Raw genomic sequence first — 17,259 nt, forward strand, 5'->3', positions numbered from 1 at the left:
TTGAAAGCAGAAAAACAATCGGGCTGGGTCGAACGCAGTCTGCGCAGCGTGTGGCATCCGTGCACGCAAATGCAGCACCACGAGACGGTCCCATTGATCCCCGTCAGCCACGGCCGCGGCGCCTGGCTGTATGATCACGAAGGACGACGCTACCTGGACGCCATCAGCTCCTGGTGGGTGAACCTGTTCGGCCACGCGAATCCGCGCATCAATGCGGAACTGAAGGACCAGCTGGACCGCCTGGAACACGCGATGCTGGCCGGCTTTACGCATGAACCGGTGATCGAGCTGTCGGAAAAGCTCTCCGCCTTGACGGGCGGCGTGCTTGGCCACAGCTTTTACGCGTCCGACGGGGCGTCGGCCGTGGAAATCGCCCTGAAAATGAGTTTTCACGCCTGGCGCAACAGCGGCAAGGGTGAAAAACAGGAATTCGTCTGCCTGAAAGGCAGCTACCACGGCGAAACCATCGGCGCGCTGGCCGTCACGGACGTGGCCCTGTTCAAGGATGCCTACGGCCCCTTGCTGCGGGCAACGCAGACGGTGATGTCGCCCGACTTCCGCCAGGCGGCCGAAGGCGAGTCCGCCCAAGACGTGGCGCGCCGCGCGGCGGCCGACGTGGAGCATTTGTTCCAGCAAAAGGCCGACAAGATCGCCGCCATCATCATCGAGCCGCTGGTGCAATGCGCCACGGGCATGGCCATGCACGACCCGCTGTACCTGTCGCTGGTGCGCGCCCTGTGCGACCGCTATCAAGTCCATCTGATCCTCGATGAAATCGCCGTCGGCTGCGGCCGCACGGGCACCTTCTTTGCCTGCGAACAGGCCGGCATCTGGCCCGACTTCGTCTGCCTGTCGAAAGGCATCAGCGGCGGCTATCTGCCTTTATCGCTGGTGATGACGCGCGAAGACATCTACCAGGCCTTCTACAGCACCGACGTGCGCCGCGGCTTTTTGCATTCGCACTCGTACACGGGCAACCCGCTGGCCTGCCGCGCCGCGCTGGCGACGCTGTCCATCTTCGAGGAAGACGATGTGCTGGCCACCAACCGCGTGCGCGCCGAGAAGATCACGCAAGCGTTGGCGCCGCTGGCGCAGCATAACAAGGTAAAAAACTTCCGCCAGCAGGGCATGATCTGGGCGTTTGACGCCGTCGACGCGGCGCCCGATTTCTCGCGCCGCTTCTTCAGCACGGCGCTAGAACATGAACTGCTGATGCGCCCCATCGGTTCCACCGTCTACCTGATGCCGCCGTACATACTCGACGACGCGGAGATCGCGGGCCTGGGCCAGCAGACCCTGGCCGTCTTCAATCATGTGATCGGGGCCTGAGATGGAACTGATCGCCCGATTACAACAGCAGCTGCAAGGGCTGGAAGAGCGCAGCCTGATCCGCCGCCGCCGCACCGTCGACACGCCGTGCGCGCCGCGCCTGACGGTCGATGGCCGCGACATGCTGGCCTTTTGCAGCAATGACTACCTGGGCCTGGCGTCGCATCCGCGCATCGTCGCGGCGCTGAAAGAGGGCGCCGACCTGTATGGCGCGGGCAGCGGCGCGTCGCATCTGATCAGCGGCCATGGCCGCGCGCACGCGCAGCTGGAAGAGCGTCTGGCGACGTTCGTGGGCGCCAACCTGGAAAACGCCCGCGCCCTGTATTTCTGCACCGGCTACATGGCCAATCTGGCCGTGCTGACGGCCCTGTCGGCGGGCGACGCGGACGCGGAGATTTTCTCGGAAGCGCTGAACCACGCCTCGCTGATCGACGGCACGCGCCTGGCGCGCGTGAAAACGCGCGTGTATCCGCACGCCGACCTCGATGCCCTGGCGGCCCTGCTGGCGGCCAGCACGGCGAAAACCAAGATCGTCGTCACCGACAGCGTCTTCAGCATGGATGGCGACCTGGCGACGCTGCCCGCGCTGCTGGCCCTGTGCGAACAATACGGCGCCTGGCTGGTGGTCGACGACGCGCACGGCTTCGGCGCGCTGGGAGCCAACGGCCGCGGCGCGCTCGAACACTTCGACCTGCATTCGCCCTACCTCGTGTACGTGGGCACCCTGGGCAAGTCGGCCGGCGTGGGCGGCGCCTTTGTGTGCGCGCACGAAGCCGTGATCGAGACCCTGATCCAGAAGGCGCGCCCGTACATCTTCACTACGGCGGCCGCGCCCGCGCTGGCGCATGCGCTACTGGCCAGCCTGGACATCATCGCTGGCGAGGAAGGCCGGCAACGCCGCGCCCACCTGGCGGCGCTGGTGGCGCAATGGAACGACGGCCTGCAGCTGCAACGCTGGCAAGCCTTGCCCTCGGTGACCGCCATCCAGCCCGTCATCATCGGCGAGAACGCGGACATGCTGGACATCGCCGCCACCCTGTATGAACAGGGCCTGTGGGTCGGCGCCATCCGCCCGCCCACCGTGCCGGCGGGGTCGGCGCGCCTGCGCGTAACCCTGTCGGCCGGCCATACGGCGCAGGAAGTGGCGCAATTGATCAACGCAGTCAACACCCTGGAAAGGACTCGCCATGAGCCTTGATGATCCTATCGTGGCGGAAGTGCTGGCGGACCTGGCGCCGGCCGTGCAGCCGGCTCCGGCCATTGCCGGCCTGCCCTCGCGCTTTGCCTGTTTCGTCACCGGCACCGACACGGAAATCGGCAAGACATTGACGTCGTCGGCCCTGCTGCACGCGCTGGTCGCGCGCGGCGTGCGCGCCTGCGGCATGAAGCCTGTCGCCGCCGGCGCCGAGATGCGCGACGGCGAACTGCATAATGAAGACGCCGACAGCCTGATCGCCGCCGGCAACGTCACCATGCTGCGCAGCCTGACGACGCCCTACATGCTGAAGGAACCAGCCGCGCCGCATATCGCCGCCGCGCTCGAAGGCGTCAGCATCGAATCGGTGCCCATCCTGGCCGCCTACCTGGAAATCGCCGCCGCCTCGGACGCCGTGGTGGTCGAAGGCGTGGGTGGATTCCGCGTGCCGCTGTCGCCCGGTTTCGATTCGGCCGACCTGGCGCAGCAGCTCGACCTGCCCGTGATCCTCGTGGTCGGCATGCGCCTGGGCTGCATCAGCCAGGCCTTGCTGACGGTGGAAGCCGTCGAAGCGCGCGGCTTGACGGTCATCGGCTGGGTCGCCAACACGCTGGAAGTGGAAATGCGCTTCCTCGACGAAAATATCGATGCGCTGATCGAGCGCATCCCGGCGCCGCTGCTGGGCAGGGTGCCGCGCCTGGCGCAGCCGAGCGCGCAAGCGGCGGCGGCGTATCTCGATTTCACCGGCTTGCCCAACTGGCCGGCGCAGCATCCCAACACTTAATGTAGCTAAAAAATAGAAGCGAAGGAATCACCATGTCTTTAGTCCAAGAAGCAGCAAAAACCGTCGAACTGCACCGCCCTGCGGCGCGCATCACCGTGCCGGAAGCGGCCACCTGGCCCGTCGCCGACGTGCTGGCCCTGTTCGACCTGCCATTCAATGACCTGATGTTCAAGGCCCAGCAAACCCACCGCGTCAACTTCCCCGACGGCGACGTGGAACTGGCGACCCTGTTGTCGATCAAGACGGGCGGCTGCGAGGAAGACTGCGGCTACTGCCCGCAGGCGGCCCGCTACGACACGGGCGTGGAAGCGAAAAAAATCCTCGACATCGACACGGTACTCGACGCGGCCCGCCAGGCAAAAGCCAACGGCGCCACGCGCTTCTGTATGGGCGCCGCCTGGCGCAGCCCGAAAGAGCGCGACATGGAAAAAGTCGAAGAGATGGTGACCAAGGTCAAGGCGCTGGGCCTGGAAACATGCGCTACTTTGGGTATGCTGGAAGAAGGACAAGCGGACCGCCTGAAGAACGCGGGCCTCGACTTCTACAACCATAACCTCGATACGGCGCCCGAGTTCTACGACAACGTCATCTCGACGCGCGAATACCAGGACCGCCTGGACACCCTGGGCCGCGTGCGCGAAGCGGGCTTGAAAGTATGCTGCGGCGGCATCGTCGGCATGGGTGAGACGCGCTTGCAGCGCGCGGGCCTGATCGCCCAGCTGGCCAATCTGAATCCGTATCCGGAATCGGTGCCCGTCAACCACCTGGTGCAGGTGGAAGGCACGCCACTGTACGGCATGGAAGCGCTCGATCCGTTCGAATTCGTGCGCACCATCGCCGTGGCCCGCATCACCATGCCGAAGGCGCGCGTGCGCTTGTCGGCGGGCCGCCGCCAGATGGGCGAAGCCGTGCAAGCCATGTGCTTCCTGGCAGGTGCCAATTCCATCTTCTACGGCGACAAGCTGCTCACCACCGACAACCCGGAAGCGGAAGACGACCGCGTCCTGTTGAACAAGCTGGGCCTGCAAACGCGCGGCGCCATGCTGGACTCGGTACAGAAAGAGAAGTGCGGCTGCTGATGCAGCCATCGGAATGCGCCCCACCAGGGCGCATTCCTTCATCGCGACACCTCAGATAAAAAACTTCCAGCCACGAGCTGCAAAGAGAGAGACCATGTTCACTAAAATCCTGATCGCCAACCGCGGCGAAATCGCTTGCCGTGTCGCCGCTACCGCGCGCCGCATGGGCATCCAGACCGTCGCCGTGTATTCGGAAGCGGACGCCAACGCCAAGCACGTCTCCGTGTGCGACGAAGCCGTCCTGATCGGCCCCGCGCCGGCCAAGGAAAGCTATCTGTGCGGCGACAAGATCATCGCCGTGGCGCTGGCCACTGGTGCGCAGGCGATCCATCCCGGCTACGGCTTCCTGTCCGAAAATGCGGATTTCGCCGACGCCTGCCACGCAGCGGGCCTCGTCTTCATCGGCCCGCCGGCGTCCGCCATGCGCGCCATGGGTTCCAAATCGGCCGCCAAGTCGCTGATGGAAAAAGCCAACGTGCCACTGGTGCCCGGCTACCATGGCGAGGAACAGGATGCGGACTTTTTGCACACGCAAGCCGACAAGATCGGCTACCCCGTCCTGCTGAAGGCTTCGGCCGGCGGGGGCGGCAAGGGCATGCGCGTCATCGACAACAGCGCCGACTTCAAGGCCGCGCTGGCCTCGTGCAAGCGCGAAGCGATCAGTTCTTTCGGCGACGACAAGGTGCTGGCCGAAAAATACCTGTCGCGCCCGCGGCATATCGAAATCCAGGTGTTCGCCGACACGCTCGGCAACTGCATCTACCTGTTCGAGCGCGATTGCTCGGTGCAGCGCCGCCATCAAAAGGTGCTGGAAGAAGCGCCAGCGCCGGGCATGCCGGCCGAGCGCCGCGCAGCCATGGGCGAAGCGGCCGTCGCCGCCGCCAAGGCCGTCGGCTACGTGGGCGCGGGCACGGTGGAATTCATCGCCAACCAGGATGGCTCGTTCTACTTCATGGAGATGAACACGCGCCTGCAGGTCGAGCATCCGGTGACGGAAATGATCACCGGCACCGACCTGGTGGAATGGCAGTTGCGCGTCGCCTTTGGTGAGCCGCTGCCGAAGAAACAGAGCGAACTGGCGATCCACGGCCACGCCATCGAGGCGCGCATCTACGCGGAAAATCCGGAGAAGGGCTTCCTGCCGTCGATCGGCACCCTGCGCCACATGCAGTCGCCATCGGCCGTCACGTTCGAACTGGGTGGCACGGTCGTTCCGGCGTCCGTGCGCATCGATTCGGGCGTGCGCGAAGGCGACGCCATTTCGCCATTCTACGACCCGATGATCGCCAAGCTGATCGTCTGGGGCGCGGACCGCCGCGAAGCGCTGGCACGCATGGCGCAAGCGCTGTCGGAATACCAGATCGTGGGCCTGGCCAGCAATATCGCCTTCCTGAAACGCCTGGTCGAAGGCCAGGCATTTTCCAGCGCGGACCTGGACACGGGTTTGATCGAGCGCAATCAGGAGTCGCTGTTCCCCGCCCTGCAGGCGGCGCCCGACACGGCCCTGGCGCTGGCGTCCGTGGCCCTGCTGCTGGAAGAAAAAGCGGCCGCCGAAGCGCAATCGGCCAACCGCGCCGACCCATGGGGCAATGCCCTTGGCTGGCGCTTGAACAGCACCCTGGGACGCAGCCTGGCATTTGCCGACGAATTCGCGCTGGCCGGCGACAGCAAGGCCTATGCCGCGCGCATCGCCTACCAGACGGATGGCTGGCTGTTCAACGGCCAGCCCCTGACCTTGACGGCGCGCAAAGGCAACGAGCTGCACATCAAGCTGGGCGAGCGTGCCGTGCATGGCACCGTGCTGCGCGACGGCGAGCAATTCCACGTGTTTACCAGCGGCTTGCACCACACCCTGCACTACAGCGACCCGATGGCGCATGCGGGCGAAACGGAAGCGGAAGGCGGCCGCCTGACGGCGCCGATGCCGGGCAAGGTCGTCGCCGTGCTGGTCAATCAAGGCCAGGACGTCAAGAAGGGCGAGCCGCTGGTCATCATGGAAGCGATGAAGATGGAGCACACGATCGCCGCGCCGCACGACGGCCTGGTGGAAGAGGTGCTGTACGCGGTCGGCGACCAGGTGGCCGATGGCGCGCCGCTGCTGGCCTTCAAGGCCGCCGCCTGAGGAGCGCTCTTGGAAACCTCGATGCGCATCCTGTTACAGCGCGCGGACGGCAAGGAAGCGGCGTGGATCAGCGACTTCCGTGACTTGCTGCCCGAAGCCGAGATTGTCTTCTGGCGCGAGGGCGAGTCGTTCGCGCCCTGCGACTATGCCGTCGTGTGGCAGCCGCCCGCCGCCATGCTGCCCGTATTGAGCGAAGTCAAAGCCATCTTCAACACGGGCGCGGGCGTCGACGCGCTGCTGAAATTCGGCGAGGCGCTGCCGGCCCACGTGCCGCTGGTGCGCCTCGATGACGCAGGCATGGGCGTGCAGATGGCCGAATATGTGAGCCACGCCGTGCTGCGCCACTTCCGCCGTTTCGACGACTACGAGGCGCAGGGCCGCGCCGGCATCTGGCAGCCGCTGCCCGCCTTCGACAAGGGGAATTTTCCCGTCGGCGTGCTGGGCATGGGCGTGCTGGGCACCCGCGTGCTGCAAGCGCTGGCGCAGTTCGAATTTCCCCTGCGCGGCTGGAGCCGCAGCCAGAAACACGTCGATGGCGTGCAGTGCTACGCGGGCGAAGAGGGACTCGAAGCCTTTTTACGCGGCACGCGCGTGCTGGTCTGCATGCTGCCGCTCACGCCGGACACGCACAACCTGCTCGACCGCGCACGCCTGTCGATGCTGCTGCCGGGCGCCTACATCATCAACGTGGCGCGCGGCGCGCATCTCGCCGAACCGGATTTGCTGACCCTGATCCGCTCCGGGCACATCGCCGGCGCGACCTTGGACGTGTTCCGCAACGAACCGCTGCCGCAGCAGCACCCGTTCTGGCAAGAACCACGCATCACCATCACGCCGCATATTTCGGCCGCCACCCTGCGCCGCGAAAGCGTGGCGCAAATCGCCGCCAAGATGCGCCGCCTGCACGCCGGCGACTCTGTCGCCGGCATCGTCAACCGTTTGCAAGGATATTGAGATGAACCCTACTACCAGTCTGCCCAAGCAGGTCAAGATCGTCGAAGTGGGTCCGCGCGACGGCCTGCAAAACGAGAAGGAAACCATCAGCGCCGCCGTCAAGATCGAACTGGTCGACCGCCTGACGTTGGCCGGCTTCGCCAATATCGAGGCGGCGTCGTTCGTGTCGCCAAAATGGGTGCCGCAGATGGCCACCAGCGCGGAAGTCATGCAGAAAATCGCGCGCCGCCCCGGCACCATTTATTCGGCGCTGACGCCGAACATGCAGGGTTTCGATGCCGCGCTGGCGGCGAAGGCCGATGAAGTGGTGATCTTCGGCTCCGCCTCCGAAGCGTTCTCGCAAAAGAACATCAACTGCTCCATCGCCGAATCGATCGCCCGCTTCGAAGGCGTGGCGAAAGCGGCCAAGGAACACGGCCTGCGCTTGCGCGGCAGCATCAGCTGCGCCTTCGGCTGCCCCTACCAGGGCGACGTGCCGCTCGACGCCGTGGCCGACGTGGTGAAACGCATGCGCGACCTGGGCTGCGACGAAATCGACATCGCCGACACCATCGGCGTGGCCACGCCGCGCAAGACGCAGGCGGTAATGGAGCGCGCGATCCAGGCTTTCCACGTGGGAGGCCTGTCCGGCCACTTCCACGACACCTATGGCCAGGCGCTGGCGAACATCTACGCCAGCCTGGAAACGGGCATCGCGATCTATCACTCGTCCGTCTCCGGCCTGGGCGGCTGCCCGTACGCCAAGGGCGCCACCGGCAACGTGGCCACCGAGGACGTGCTGTACCTGATGCAGGGGCTGGGCATTGCCACCGGCATCGACCTGGACCTGGTGGTCGATGCGGGACAATTTATTTCGCAGCAGCTGGGGCGCAAGGGTTCTAGCCGCGCCGGCAACGCCATCGCGGCGAAACGCCTGGGGTAATTGAAAAGGGGCTGCGGCCCCTTTTTGCTGCCGGCCTCGCGCCACAGGCGCTACAGACGAAAAAAAACCCAAGAGCCTAAACTCTTGGGTTTTTTTCTACAAATTTGGTCGGAGTACAAGGATTCGAACCTTGGACCCCCTGGTCCCAAACCAGGTGCGCTACCGGGCTGCGCCACACTCCGAAGACCAAGATAATACAGGCCGTATCGACTTCGGTCAAGGGTCAGGTGAAACTCTGTGTAAATTATTTACGCGCGGCACTGGAACCCATGTATTTTTCAAAACGATTGAAGTATGCGACACTGGCTTGGCAAGTTTTCCCGATCAGACATGAAGGTGACGACGGCAATGGAGTTCAGGATAGAAAGAAGCGACGGTGGCCGGCCCCTGCCGAACCGCCGCGGCATCGTGCTGGGCATCGCCGTGTCCCTGCTGCTGCATGGCGCCTTGATCACTCTGTGGCGCCATGTGCAGCCGGCCGCGCGGATGGACACGGCCCCGCGCGTGGAATCGATCGCCGTGTGGATACGTCCGCTGGCCGCCAAGCCGCCTCCGCCGCCCGTCGAAGTGCTCAAGCCGAAACGCGAACCCAAGCCCATCAGCAAGCCGAAGGTCGCCACGGTCCGGGAAACGCCGGCGGCGACCACGGCGCCAGCGGCCAGCCCGCAAGCCATCACGGTCGTGCCGGCCACGCCGGCGGCCAGTGCCGATACCTTCAGGCAAGAAACCCCGGAAACACCGAAATTCGACATGGACGCGGCCAGGCGGACGGCGCGCAAGATGGCAGGCGAACGCGATCCGTCCAAGGTGGGCACGGCCGTGGGGCAAATCCCCGACAAGCCACTGCAAACGGAAACCCAACTGGCGCGCGACATCGCACAAGGCAAGCGCGGCGATTGCCGCACCGCCTATTCCGGTGCGGGCTTGCTGGCGCCCGTGCTGATGCTGCTCGACAAGAAGGATAGCGGCTGCAAGTGGTGATTATTTAGCAACACCCCATCATGGGTATGCCGCCATCAGATTATTCCTGCCCCTTCAACTGCAGCGCCCGCTCATACAGGGCGTTTTTCTTGCGGCCCGTAATCTGCGCCGTCAAATTCGCCGCCTGCTTGACGCTGCATTCGGCCAGTAAGATATTCAGGATGCGTTCCGCTTCCACGTCTTCCGCGTCCTGCGCTTCGGTGGCGCCTTCCAGCAGGACGACGAATTCTCCCTTTTCGCGGTGCGCATCGGCGCGTATCCACGCCTCCGCCTCGGACAGGGGGCAGCGGTGGATTTCCTCGAACAGTTTCGTCAGTTCGCGCGCAAACACCACCTGGCGCGTCGGCTCGAACGCTGCCGCCAGGGCCGTGGCGCAATCGAGGATGCGGTGCGGCGCTTCATAGAACACCATCGTGGCCGTCACGCCGCGCAGGCTGTGCAGCATGTTTTCGCGCTGCTTGGCCTTGGCCGGCAGGAAGCCGACAAAGTAAAACTGGTCATTCAGCAAGCCGCTGGCGGAAATGGCCGTGATCGCCGCCGATGGGCCGGGCAGGGGCAGCACGCGCAGGCCGGCCGCGCGCACGGCGTCGACGATGCGCGCGCCCGGGTCGGACACGGCGGGCGTACCGGCGTCGGAGACGAGGGCGATGCGCTCGCCGGCGTGCAGGCGGGCAATCAAAGTTTGCGCCACTTCGCGTTCGTTATGTTGATGCGCCGCAATCAACGGCTTGTTCAAGCCAAAGCGCGTCAGCAGGTGCGCCGTATTGCGCGTATCTTCACAGGCGACGGCATCGGCAAGGCTCAGCAAATGCAGCGCGCGCAGGCTGATATCGGTCACATTGCCGATCGGCGTGGCCACTATATACAATGTTGCGATAGGATAGACCTGGTGCGCCGCCTCTGTCATGATGGGCAGGCTGGCGATGGAACTGATTTCTTGTACGGTCATTTTGGAGGTTAAATGCTTGCTAATAGTGTGAAGTTACTGCTTGTTTGTGCCGCGACCGGCATGCTGAGCGCTTGCAGCACGCCTTGCGACGCGCCCGGGCAATTGTGCGCGCCTATTGAATCTAACACAAGGGCGCTGCCGCCACCGAAGCCGCTGCCCCTGCCGCCGAAGCCGCCCGCGCCCGAACCCGTCACTTTCGCCGTGGCCGTGCCCGATATTACCGCGTACGACGGCAACGGCGCGCCGTTGACACCCATCAAGAACAAACCGGCCACCGGCACGCCACTCGACATGCCGGCCGCCACGGCGCCGGCGCCGTCCGACGGCAATGTCCACCACATCGGCCTGCTGCTGCCGCTGCGCTCGGCTTCCCTGGGCCCGGCCGCCGAATTGCTGCGCGCCGGCTTCATGGCTGCGTACGAACGCGACCGCAGCGGCTTTGAAGTGACGGTGATCGATACGGGCGATGGCAGCAGCGACGTCCTGAACAAGTTTGCGCAAGCGCAGGAAGAACAGGACATCGTCGTGGGGCCTTTGTCGCGTTCGGCCGTCACGGCCGTGGCGAACAGCGACCTGGTGCGTAAACCAACGATCGCCCTGAACCACCCGGACAACCGCGGCGACGCGCGCCTGCCGGCCAAGCTGCTGGTGATGGGCTTGTCGATCGAGGCGGAAGCGCGCCAGGTCGCCGCCTGGGCCGCCAGCGAACAGCCGGGCGCCAGCGCGCTGGTCCTGTCGGCCGGTTCGCCCTCGCAGCGCCGCATCAGCGCCGCCTTCAAGCAGGAATGGCTGCGCCAGGGCGGCAAGATCGAAACCATGGACTTGACGGCCACGAATGGCTACCTGAGCGATGCCGAGCTGGTGCAGCTGCGCGCGCGCCTGGCCGCCACGCCGCCGGGCCTGCTGTTTGCCGCGCTCGACGCCGACCAGGCGCGCAAGCTGCGCGTGGCCATCGGCAGCGATCTGCCGCTGTATGGCACCTCGTCCTTGAATCCCGGCGCCGGACGCGGCGCCAGCGGCCCGGAACTCGACGGCGCGCGCCTGCTGGACTTGCCATGGCAAGTGCAGCGCGACCATCCGCAAGTGATGGTGTATCCACAGCCTGAGCAGCCAGCCGAACGCCGGCTGACGGCCGACATGGAACGCCTGTACGCGCTGGGCATCGATGCCTTCCGCGTGGCGCGCGAAGTGGCGCTGCGGCCGAACGCGCCATTTACCCTCGATGGCGTGACGGGCCGCCTGGCCGTGCGCTTCGACGGTGATCAAAGCGTGTTCGAACGCACGGAACAGGCCGCCACCTACCAGCAGGGCGTACTGGGTACCTGGCCGCCGGCCCCGGCAGCGCAATAAGGACACGCCATGCCGCCCTTCGCTTTCTGGAACAAACGGGAACGGGGACGGCAAGGAGAAGACGATGCGCTCGCGTATCTGTTGCTGCAAGGCTTGGTGCTGTTGCAACGCAACTATTTGTGCAAGGGCGGGGAACTCGACCTGATCATGCGCGACGGCGCCGCCATCGTTTTCGTCGAAGTGCGGCTGCGCAGCAGTACAGCCTACGGCGGCGCCCTGGCCAGCATCACGCCGGCCAAGCAGCGGCGCATGGTGCTGGCCGCGCAAACCTGGCTGCTGGGGCAAAAGACGCTGCCGCCATGCCGCTTCGACGCGCTGGCCATCGATGGCGGGCGCATCAGCTGGCTGAAGAACATCCTCGATATGTAAGCATTTTTAACAGTGCTTGTCCGCCATGCCGCGCGCCTGCACTATAATCGGCAGACTATGAATAATCAACGCATCCTCTCGCACTTCCACGAAAGTGCCGAACTCAAGATCCAGGCCGCCACCGTACTGGCGCAACCGATTGCGCAGGCGATCGACCTGATGTTCTATGCTCTGTCCAACGGCAACAAGATCCTCGCCTGCGGCAACGGCGGTTCCGCCGCCGACTGCCAGCATTTCGCAGCCGAGCTGGTCGGGCGCTTCGAACGCGAGCGCTTTCCGCTGCCGGCCCTGGCGCTGACGACGGATACGTCCATCCTGACGGCCGTGGCGAACGATTACAGCTACCGCGAGATATTCTCGAAGCAGGTGCAGGCGTTCGGCCAGGCCGGCGACATCCTGCTGGCCATCTCCACGTCGGGCAATTCGGCCAACGTGATGGCGGCCGTGGAAGCGGCGCTCGAACGCGAAATGCGCGTCGTGGCGCTGACGGGCAAGGACGGCGGCGCCATCGGCAAGATGCTGACGGACGCCGACGTGCATATCTGCGTGCCAGCCGAGCGCACGGCGCGCATCCAGGAAGTCCATCTGACCACCATACATTGCATCTGCGACGGCATCGATGTCGCCCTATTCGGAGGAGACGTGAATGACTAAATTCGGTACTGGCCCAGGCTGGAAACGCGTACAACGCCCGCTGGCCACCGCACTGCTGTGCGGCGCCATGCTTACCTCGCTCACCGGCTGCATCGAATTGATGGTCGGCGGCGCGGTGATGGGCGGCGTGGCAGCAGCGGACCGCCGCACCCTGGGCGCGCAGACCGAAGACAAGTCGATCGCCCTGAAAGGCGAGTCGCGCATCCCCTCCATCGTCGGCGACGTGGGCCACGTGAACGTCACCAGCTTCAACCGCCGCGTCCTGCTGACGGGCGAAGTGCGCGACGAGGCGATGAAAAATGCCGTCGAGCGCGAAGTGCGCAATATTGAGGGCGTGGAATCGGTGGCGAATGAATTGATCATCGCCGGCCCGGCCAGCTATACCTCGCGCTCGAACGATGCGCTGATCACCACCAAGGTCAAGGCCAGCCTGGTCGACATGAAAACCATCTCGGCGGCCTCGTTCAAGGTCGTCACCGAGAACGCCACCGTCTTCCTGATGGGCAGAGTCACCCAGCGCGAAGGCACGGTCGCGGCCGACGTGGCGCGCGGCGTGGGCGGCGTGCAGAAAGTGGTCAAGCTGTTCGACTACATCTCGGAAGCGGAACTGAAGCAATTGCAGCCGGACCCGCCGCAGCAGCGCACGACGAACACCGTCAGCGATACGGTCCAGCAGTAAGCGCCTCCGCCATCCGACCTAGGGCGCGCCAACGATGCGGCGGCTATAATAGTCGCATCGTGGCCGCATCGCCCCGCTTTTCAAGTGAAAACCATGTCAACTTCGCCATCCGCAAGCAAGTCCTGGATCAAGCCAGCCCTGATCGCCGTCGTCGTGGCGGGCGTGGCAGCAGCCGGCTATCTGTCGCTGAATGACAAGCAAAGCGCGCCGGACGTGACCTTCCACGGCATCCATGGCGAGAAAATCACGTCAAACAGCCTGCGCGGCAAGGTGGTGATGGTCAATTTCTGGGCCACCTCGTGTACGACTTGCGTGGCGGAAATGCCGGAAATGGTCGACACCTACAACAAGTACAAGGGTCAGGGACTGGAATTCGTGGCCGTGGCCATGAAATACGATCCGGCCAACTACGTGCTGAACTTCGCCGAAACGCGCCAGCTGCCGTTCAAGGTAGCGCTCGACGTGACGGGCGAGGCGGCCAAGGCCTACGGCGACGTGGCCCTCACGCCCACCACCTTCGTCCTGGACAAACAGGGCAAGATCCTCAAGCGCTACGTGGGCAAGCCGGAATTCGCTGAACTGCACAAGCTGCTCGAATCCGCCATCGCCGGCTAAACGTCTCACATAAGCTACTGCGCGTCGCGATTTGCAGCCTGCGATGCTCACTGTGCTCAAGCACAGTTCCGCTTCTCTGCCGCAACTCACTTCCGCTCGCTATGCTTCTGTGAGGCGTTGAAGACGAGGGGAGCACCGCACAAAACCCTGTTGCCAGGTGTTGCCAATCTGTTATAACCTTCCCTTGCGTGATCCCACTCACCTTGTGAAGGCCAGCCGTGTCCCCAGCCGCCCAATCGCTCGACCCGCAGCAACTGAAAACCTGGCTGCTCGCCGCCGGTAACAAGGACGCCACCGCGTTCCGCCAGCTATATAACTCCACCTCATCGAAACTGTTTGGCTTCGCGCTGCGTATATTGCATAAGCAAGAGCTCGCTGAAGAAGCCTTGCAAGAGGGGTTCGTCGCCATCTGGAACAACGCCGCCGCTTACCAGAGCCATCTGGCGGCGCCGATGACCTGGATGGCCACCATCGTGCGCAACAAGGCGTTCGATGTGCTGCGGCGCAGCGACGATACCGTGGAAATCGATGCCGAACAGTTTGATAGCGAAGTCATGAATGCACTCCGAGACCCCCAGGCCACGCCGATCGAGTCACTGCAACTGAGCGGTGACGCCAAGGCGCTGGCGTTTTGCATGTCCGCCCTGGAAGGGCTGCACCGGCAGGTGGTCGCCCTGGCGTTCTATCACGACCTGTCGCATAGCGAAGTGGCGCAGCAGATGTCGCTGCCGATCGGCACCGTGAAGACCTGGATACGGCGCAGCCTGGAACGGCTGCGCACGTGCCTGGCGAAACGGGAGGCATCATGAATATCCGCGGCAATGACGTGCTGCGCCAGAAACTGGCGTCCGAATACGTGCTGGGTACCCTGAAAGGGGGCGCGCGGCGGCGTTTCGAAGGCTGGCTGTACAACGACGCCGACTTGCGCAATATCACGGCCGAATGGCGCCAGCGCCTGGAACCGATGGCCGAATTCGCCACGCCCGTGGCGCCGCCCAAGCGCGTCTGGCAACAGATCGAGCAGCGCCTGCACCTGCGTCCGCAGGGCGGCAAGTCCTGGCTGCGCGATTCGCTGGCGTTCTGGCGTGGCCTGGGCATGGCGTCGAGCGCCATCGCCGCGCTGCTGGTGATCGTCGTGGCCACGCGCGTGATGGATGCGCCGCAGATCAGCTATGTGGCCAGCCTGACGGACGAGAAAGCGCAAACGGCCCTGCTGCTGACGGCCGACAGCCGCCACGGCGCGCTCGAGGTGCGCATGGTGGGCAACGCGCCCGTGCCGAGTGATAAGGATCTGGAACTGTGGGCCGTGCCGAAGAGCGGCAACCCACGTTCGCTCGGCTTGCTGGCAGACAAGGGCAACGTGAAACTGGCCCTGTCGCAGCGCGCCATCGGCAGCGACGTGGCCTTGCTGGCCGTCACCCTGGAGCCGAAAGGCGGTTCGCCGGATCCGAACGGACCGACGGGACCAATCTTGTACAAGGGTAACTGGGTGAAAATCTAAGCTTATTTAGGATACAGAATCATCTGCGTGCAGCGGAACAGGGCAATCGTCTTGCCCGTTTCCTTGCTTTTCACCACGGCATCCCACACTTGCGTGTTGCGGCCCTTGTGCTCGACTTTCGCCGTGCAGGTGAGCGTGCCTTCGCGGGCCGTGCCCAGGTGGTTCGATTTCAACTCGATGGTCGTGAAATTGCTCGCGCCTTCGGGCAGGTTGACGATGCAGCCATAGCCGGAAGCCGTGTCGGCCAGGGTCACCACGCTGCCCGCATGCAGGTAGCCATTCGGCGCCAGCAAGTGCGGCAGCACGGGCAATTCCGCCGTCAGCTGGCCGTCGCCCACTGCCGTGATGACGATGCCCAGGTGGCCGGGCAGGCGGCCGGTGCCGCGTTCATTCAACATTGCTACGGTGATGCCGGGATTGCTCATGCTGGTCCTTGTGCGGGTGAATCCGGACAGCGGATCTGCCGGAAAATACTATGATGATAGCAACTTTCCCCGCATCGGTTTGGCAACCGCCTATTTCCGGCCACGCCGCCGTTTCCACCACACCAAACTGCCCGTCAGCAAGAACAGCAGCGGCATCAAACCGAAGACGGTAATGAAGGCGCGCCCGGCCACGCCGAACGCCTGGCCCGAATGCAGGGGGAATTGCCAGCCGAGGAAAACATCGCCGGCCGGCGCCCGCAAGGGATCGCGTATGCGCAGGGGCAAGCCGCTGCGCGCGTCCAGGGTGATGCGCGTGGCGCCGTCGCCGTGGGCGATTTCGCCGGGCTGGCGCACGCGCACGTCATACGGCTGGTCCTTTTTCGCCGGCAGCACGATGCGCGACACGCGCGCCTGCGGATACAGCAGCTGCGCGGCGGCCATGGCCTGGCCCGCATCGAGCACGGCACCGTCCTGCGCCACATTCTTCAATTTTGCCGTATCCGGCACCGTCGACACCAGCTCCACCAGCGGCACGATCAATTGCGGCAAATTGAAATAGATGCCGGAAAAAGCGAGCACAGCCAGCACGGGCGCGGCAAAGAAGCCCGCCGCCTTGTGAAACGTGTAATGAAAACGGGGCCAGGAACCGCCATGCGACACCGTCAGCGCGCGCTTGATCGCCGTCCACTGCAGGCGCGGCCACCACAGATAGATGCCGGTGAGCGCCATCAACAGCAGCATCACGCCGGAAATCCCCGTGACCGTCTTGCCCGCGTCGCCCGACAGCAGATAGCGGTGCAAATGAAACATGCCCGACATCAACAGCGGGCGCGTGAGGCCGAAACGGCCCCAGTCGCGCTCGCCTTTGACTTGCAGGGTGTAGGGGTCGACCATCACCTGGCGCACGATGGCCTGGCTGAAGGGCGACGGCTTGCCGGCCTGGCGGTACGACGCCACGTACACGTCGCGCGCATCGGCGGGCGGATTGATCTGCGAAGGCTGGCCGTAGGCAGGGTCGGCAGTCAGCTGGTCCACCACCGCTTGCAGCGTGCGTGGCGTCACCTGGAACACCTGGCCGGGCGCGGGCGTGCTCGCCTGCAACAAATTAGGATTCAGATATGCATCGAGTTCCGGCATCCAGGCGATGGCGGACCCCGTCACGCCCAGCAGGACGAACAGGGCGCCGAACCACAGGCCCGCATACAGGTGCAGCTTGGCTAACAGCCATGGGATCGGGCGCTTGGACATGAAGGGGGGACTCTGGGAATTTTGGGCTGCGAAACGATAGCATGAAAGCCCTGCAGTGAAAATCACGTGCGGCAAGAAAGGGAAGAACCATACAACACGCTCA

Annotated in this window: 18 protein-coding genes and 1 tRNA gene; 15 read left to right on the forward strand and 4 right to left on the reverse strand. The window is 64.6% G+C overall.

The features are described from left to right. The 7 genes from bioA (at position 1) to O3301_RS11350 (ending at position 8,385) form a co-directional block, all read left to right on the forward strand. Positions 1-1,329: an adenosylmethionine--8-amino-7-oxononanoate transaminase gene (bioA, locus tag O3301_RS11320; RefSeq protein ID WP_305056410.1), complete on the forward strand. Its 1,329-nt coding sequence runs from the start codon at positions 1-3 to the stop codon at positions 1,327-1,329. 1 nt (position 1,330) lies between these two features. Continuing rightward, positions 1,331-2,527, forward strand: coding sequence for an 8-amino-7-oxononanoate synthase (bioF, locus tag O3301_RS11325; protein WP_305056411.1), 1,197 nt, complete (start codon positions 1,331-1,333; stop codon positions 2,525-2,527). Next, the gene (gene bioD, locus O3301_RS11330) at positions 2,517-3,308 is read left to right on the forward strand and encodes a dethiobiotin synthase (protein WP_289906080.1); all 792 of its coding nucleotides are present in this window, start codon (positions 2,517-2,519) and stop codon (positions 3,306-3,308) included. The genes bioF and bioD overlap by 11 nt, the downstream gene beginning before the upstream one ends. Positions 3,309-3,340: 32 nt before the next feature. Then, positions 3,341-4,387 (forward strand): biotin synthase BioB, encoded by a 1,047-nt coding sequence (gene bioB / locus O3301_RS11335; RefSeq protein ID WP_099666034.1) that lies wholly within the window; start codon positions 3,341-3,343, stop codon positions 4,385-4,387. 94 nt (positions 4,388-4,481) lie between these two features. Further along, complete coding sequence (locus O3301_RS11340; RefSeq protein ID WP_305056412.1) at positions 4,482-6,509, forward strand: acetyl/propionyl/methylcrotonyl-CoA carboxylase subunit alpha; 2,028 nt, start codon at positions 4,482-4,484, stop codon at positions 6,507-6,509. A gap of 21 nt (positions 6,510-6,530) precedes the next feature. Next, positions 6,531-7,463 (forward strand): glyoxylate/hydroxypyruvate reductase A, encoded by a 933-nt coding sequence (locus O3301_RS11345; RefSeq protein ID WP_305056732.1) that lies wholly within the window; start codon positions 6,531-6,533, stop codon positions 7,461-7,463. Position 7,464: 1 nt separating this feature from the next. Then, complete coding sequence (locus tag O3301_RS11350; RefSeq protein ID WP_305056413.1) at positions 7,465-8,385, forward strand: hydroxymethylglutaryl-CoA lyase; 921 nt, start codon at positions 7,465-7,467, stop codon at positions 8,383-8,385. Between the two features lie 105 nt (positions 8,386-8,490). Here O3301_RS11350 and O3301_RS11355 read toward each other — a convergent pair. Further along, positions 8,491-8,567 (reverse strand) — tRNA-Pro (locus O3301_RS11355). A gap of 112 nt (positions 8,568-8,679) precedes the next feature. On the opposite strand from O3301_RS11355, the gene O3301_RS11360 reads away from it, so the two are divergent. Continuing rightward, positions 8,680-9,366: a hypothetical protein gene (locus tag O3301_RS11360; protein ID WP_305056414.1), complete on the forward strand. Its 687-nt coding sequence runs from the start codon at positions 8,680-8,682 to the stop codon at positions 9,364-9,366. A 40-nt stretch (positions 9,367-9,406) separates the two neighbouring features. Here O3301_RS11360 and rsmI read toward each other — a convergent pair whose 3' ends face one another. Further along, entirely contained in the window at positions 9,407-10,315 is a 909-nt protein-coding gene (gene rsmI, locus O3301_RS11365) for a 16S rRNA (cytidine(1402)-2'-O)-methyltransferase (RefSeq protein ID WP_289906072.1), read from the reverse strand. 207 nt (positions 10,316-10,522) lie between these two features. Between rsmI and O3301_RS11370 the strand changes: the two genes are divergently transcribed. The 7 genes from O3301_RS11370 (at position 10,523) to O3301_RS11400 (ending at position 15,483) form a co-directional block, all read left to right on the forward strand. Continuing rightward, positions 10,523-11,665 carry a penicillin-binding protein activator gene (locus O3301_RS11370; protein ID WP_305056415.1) on the forward strand — a complete coding sequence of 381 codons (1,143 nt, stop codon included), beginning with the start codon at positions 10,523-10,525 and terminating at the stop codon, positions 11,663-11,665. Positions 11,666-11,674: 9 nt separating this feature from the next. Further along, entirely contained in the window at positions 11,675-12,034 is a 360-nt protein-coding gene (locus O3301_RS11375; RefSeq protein WP_289899750.1) for a YraN family protein, read from the forward strand. A gap of 57 nt (positions 12,035-12,091) precedes the next feature. Beyond that, the gene (locus tag O3301_RS11380) at positions 12,092-12,688 is read left to right on the forward strand and encodes a phosphoheptose isomerase (RefSeq protein ID WP_034752465.1); all 597 of its coding nucleotides are present in this window, start codon (positions 12,092-12,094) and stop codon (positions 12,686-12,688) included. Continuing rightward, the gene (locus O3301_RS11385; RefSeq protein WP_215410182.1) at positions 12,681-13,367 is read left to right on the forward strand and encodes a BON domain-containing protein; all 687 of its coding nucleotides are present in this window, start codon (positions 12,681-12,683) and stop codon (positions 13,365-13,367) included. The genes O3301_RS11380 and O3301_RS11385 overlap by 8 nt, the downstream gene beginning before the upstream one ends. Positions 13,368-13,460: 93 nt before the next feature. Beyond that, entirely contained in the window at positions 13,461-13,982 is a 522-nt protein-coding gene (locus O3301_RS11390; protein ID WP_251349675.1) for a peroxiredoxin, read from the forward strand. 218 nt (positions 13,983-14,200) lie between these two features. Further along, a complete protein-coding gene (locus O3301_RS11395; protein ID WP_077398290.1) occupies positions 14,201-14,791 on the forward strand; it encodes a sigma-70 family RNA polymerase sigma factor in 591 nt (196 codons plus the stop codon). Then, complete coding sequence (locus O3301_RS11400; protein ID WP_305056416.1) at positions 14,788-15,483, forward strand: anti-sigma factor domain-containing protein; 696 nt, start codon at positions 14,788-14,790, stop codon at positions 15,481-15,483. Before O3301_RS11395 ends, O3301_RS11400 begins: the two co-directional genes overlap by 4 nt. Before the next feature lie 2 nt (positions 15,484-15,485). Here O3301_RS11400 and O3301_RS11405 read toward each other — a convergent pair whose 3' ends face one another. Continuing rightward, entirely contained in the window at positions 15,486-15,908 is a 423-nt protein-coding gene (locus O3301_RS11405) for a PaaI family thioesterase (RefSeq protein WP_305056417.1), read from the reverse strand. Between the two features lie 90 nt (positions 15,909-15,998). Further along, positions 15,999-17,156, reverse strand: coding sequence for a PepSY domain-containing protein (locus tag O3301_RS11410; RefSeq protein WP_305056418.1), 1,158 nt, complete (start codon positions 17,154-17,156; stop codon positions 15,999-16,001). Between the last annotated feature and the right edge of the window lie 103 nt (positions 17,157-17,259).

The sequence above is a fragment of the Janthinobacterium sp. SUN211 genome, assembly GCF_030587315.1.
In the GTDB taxonomy this organism is placed as follows: Bacteria; Pseudomonadota; Gammaproteobacteria; order Burkholderiales; family Burkholderiaceae_D; genus Janthinobacterium; species Janthinobacterium kumbetense.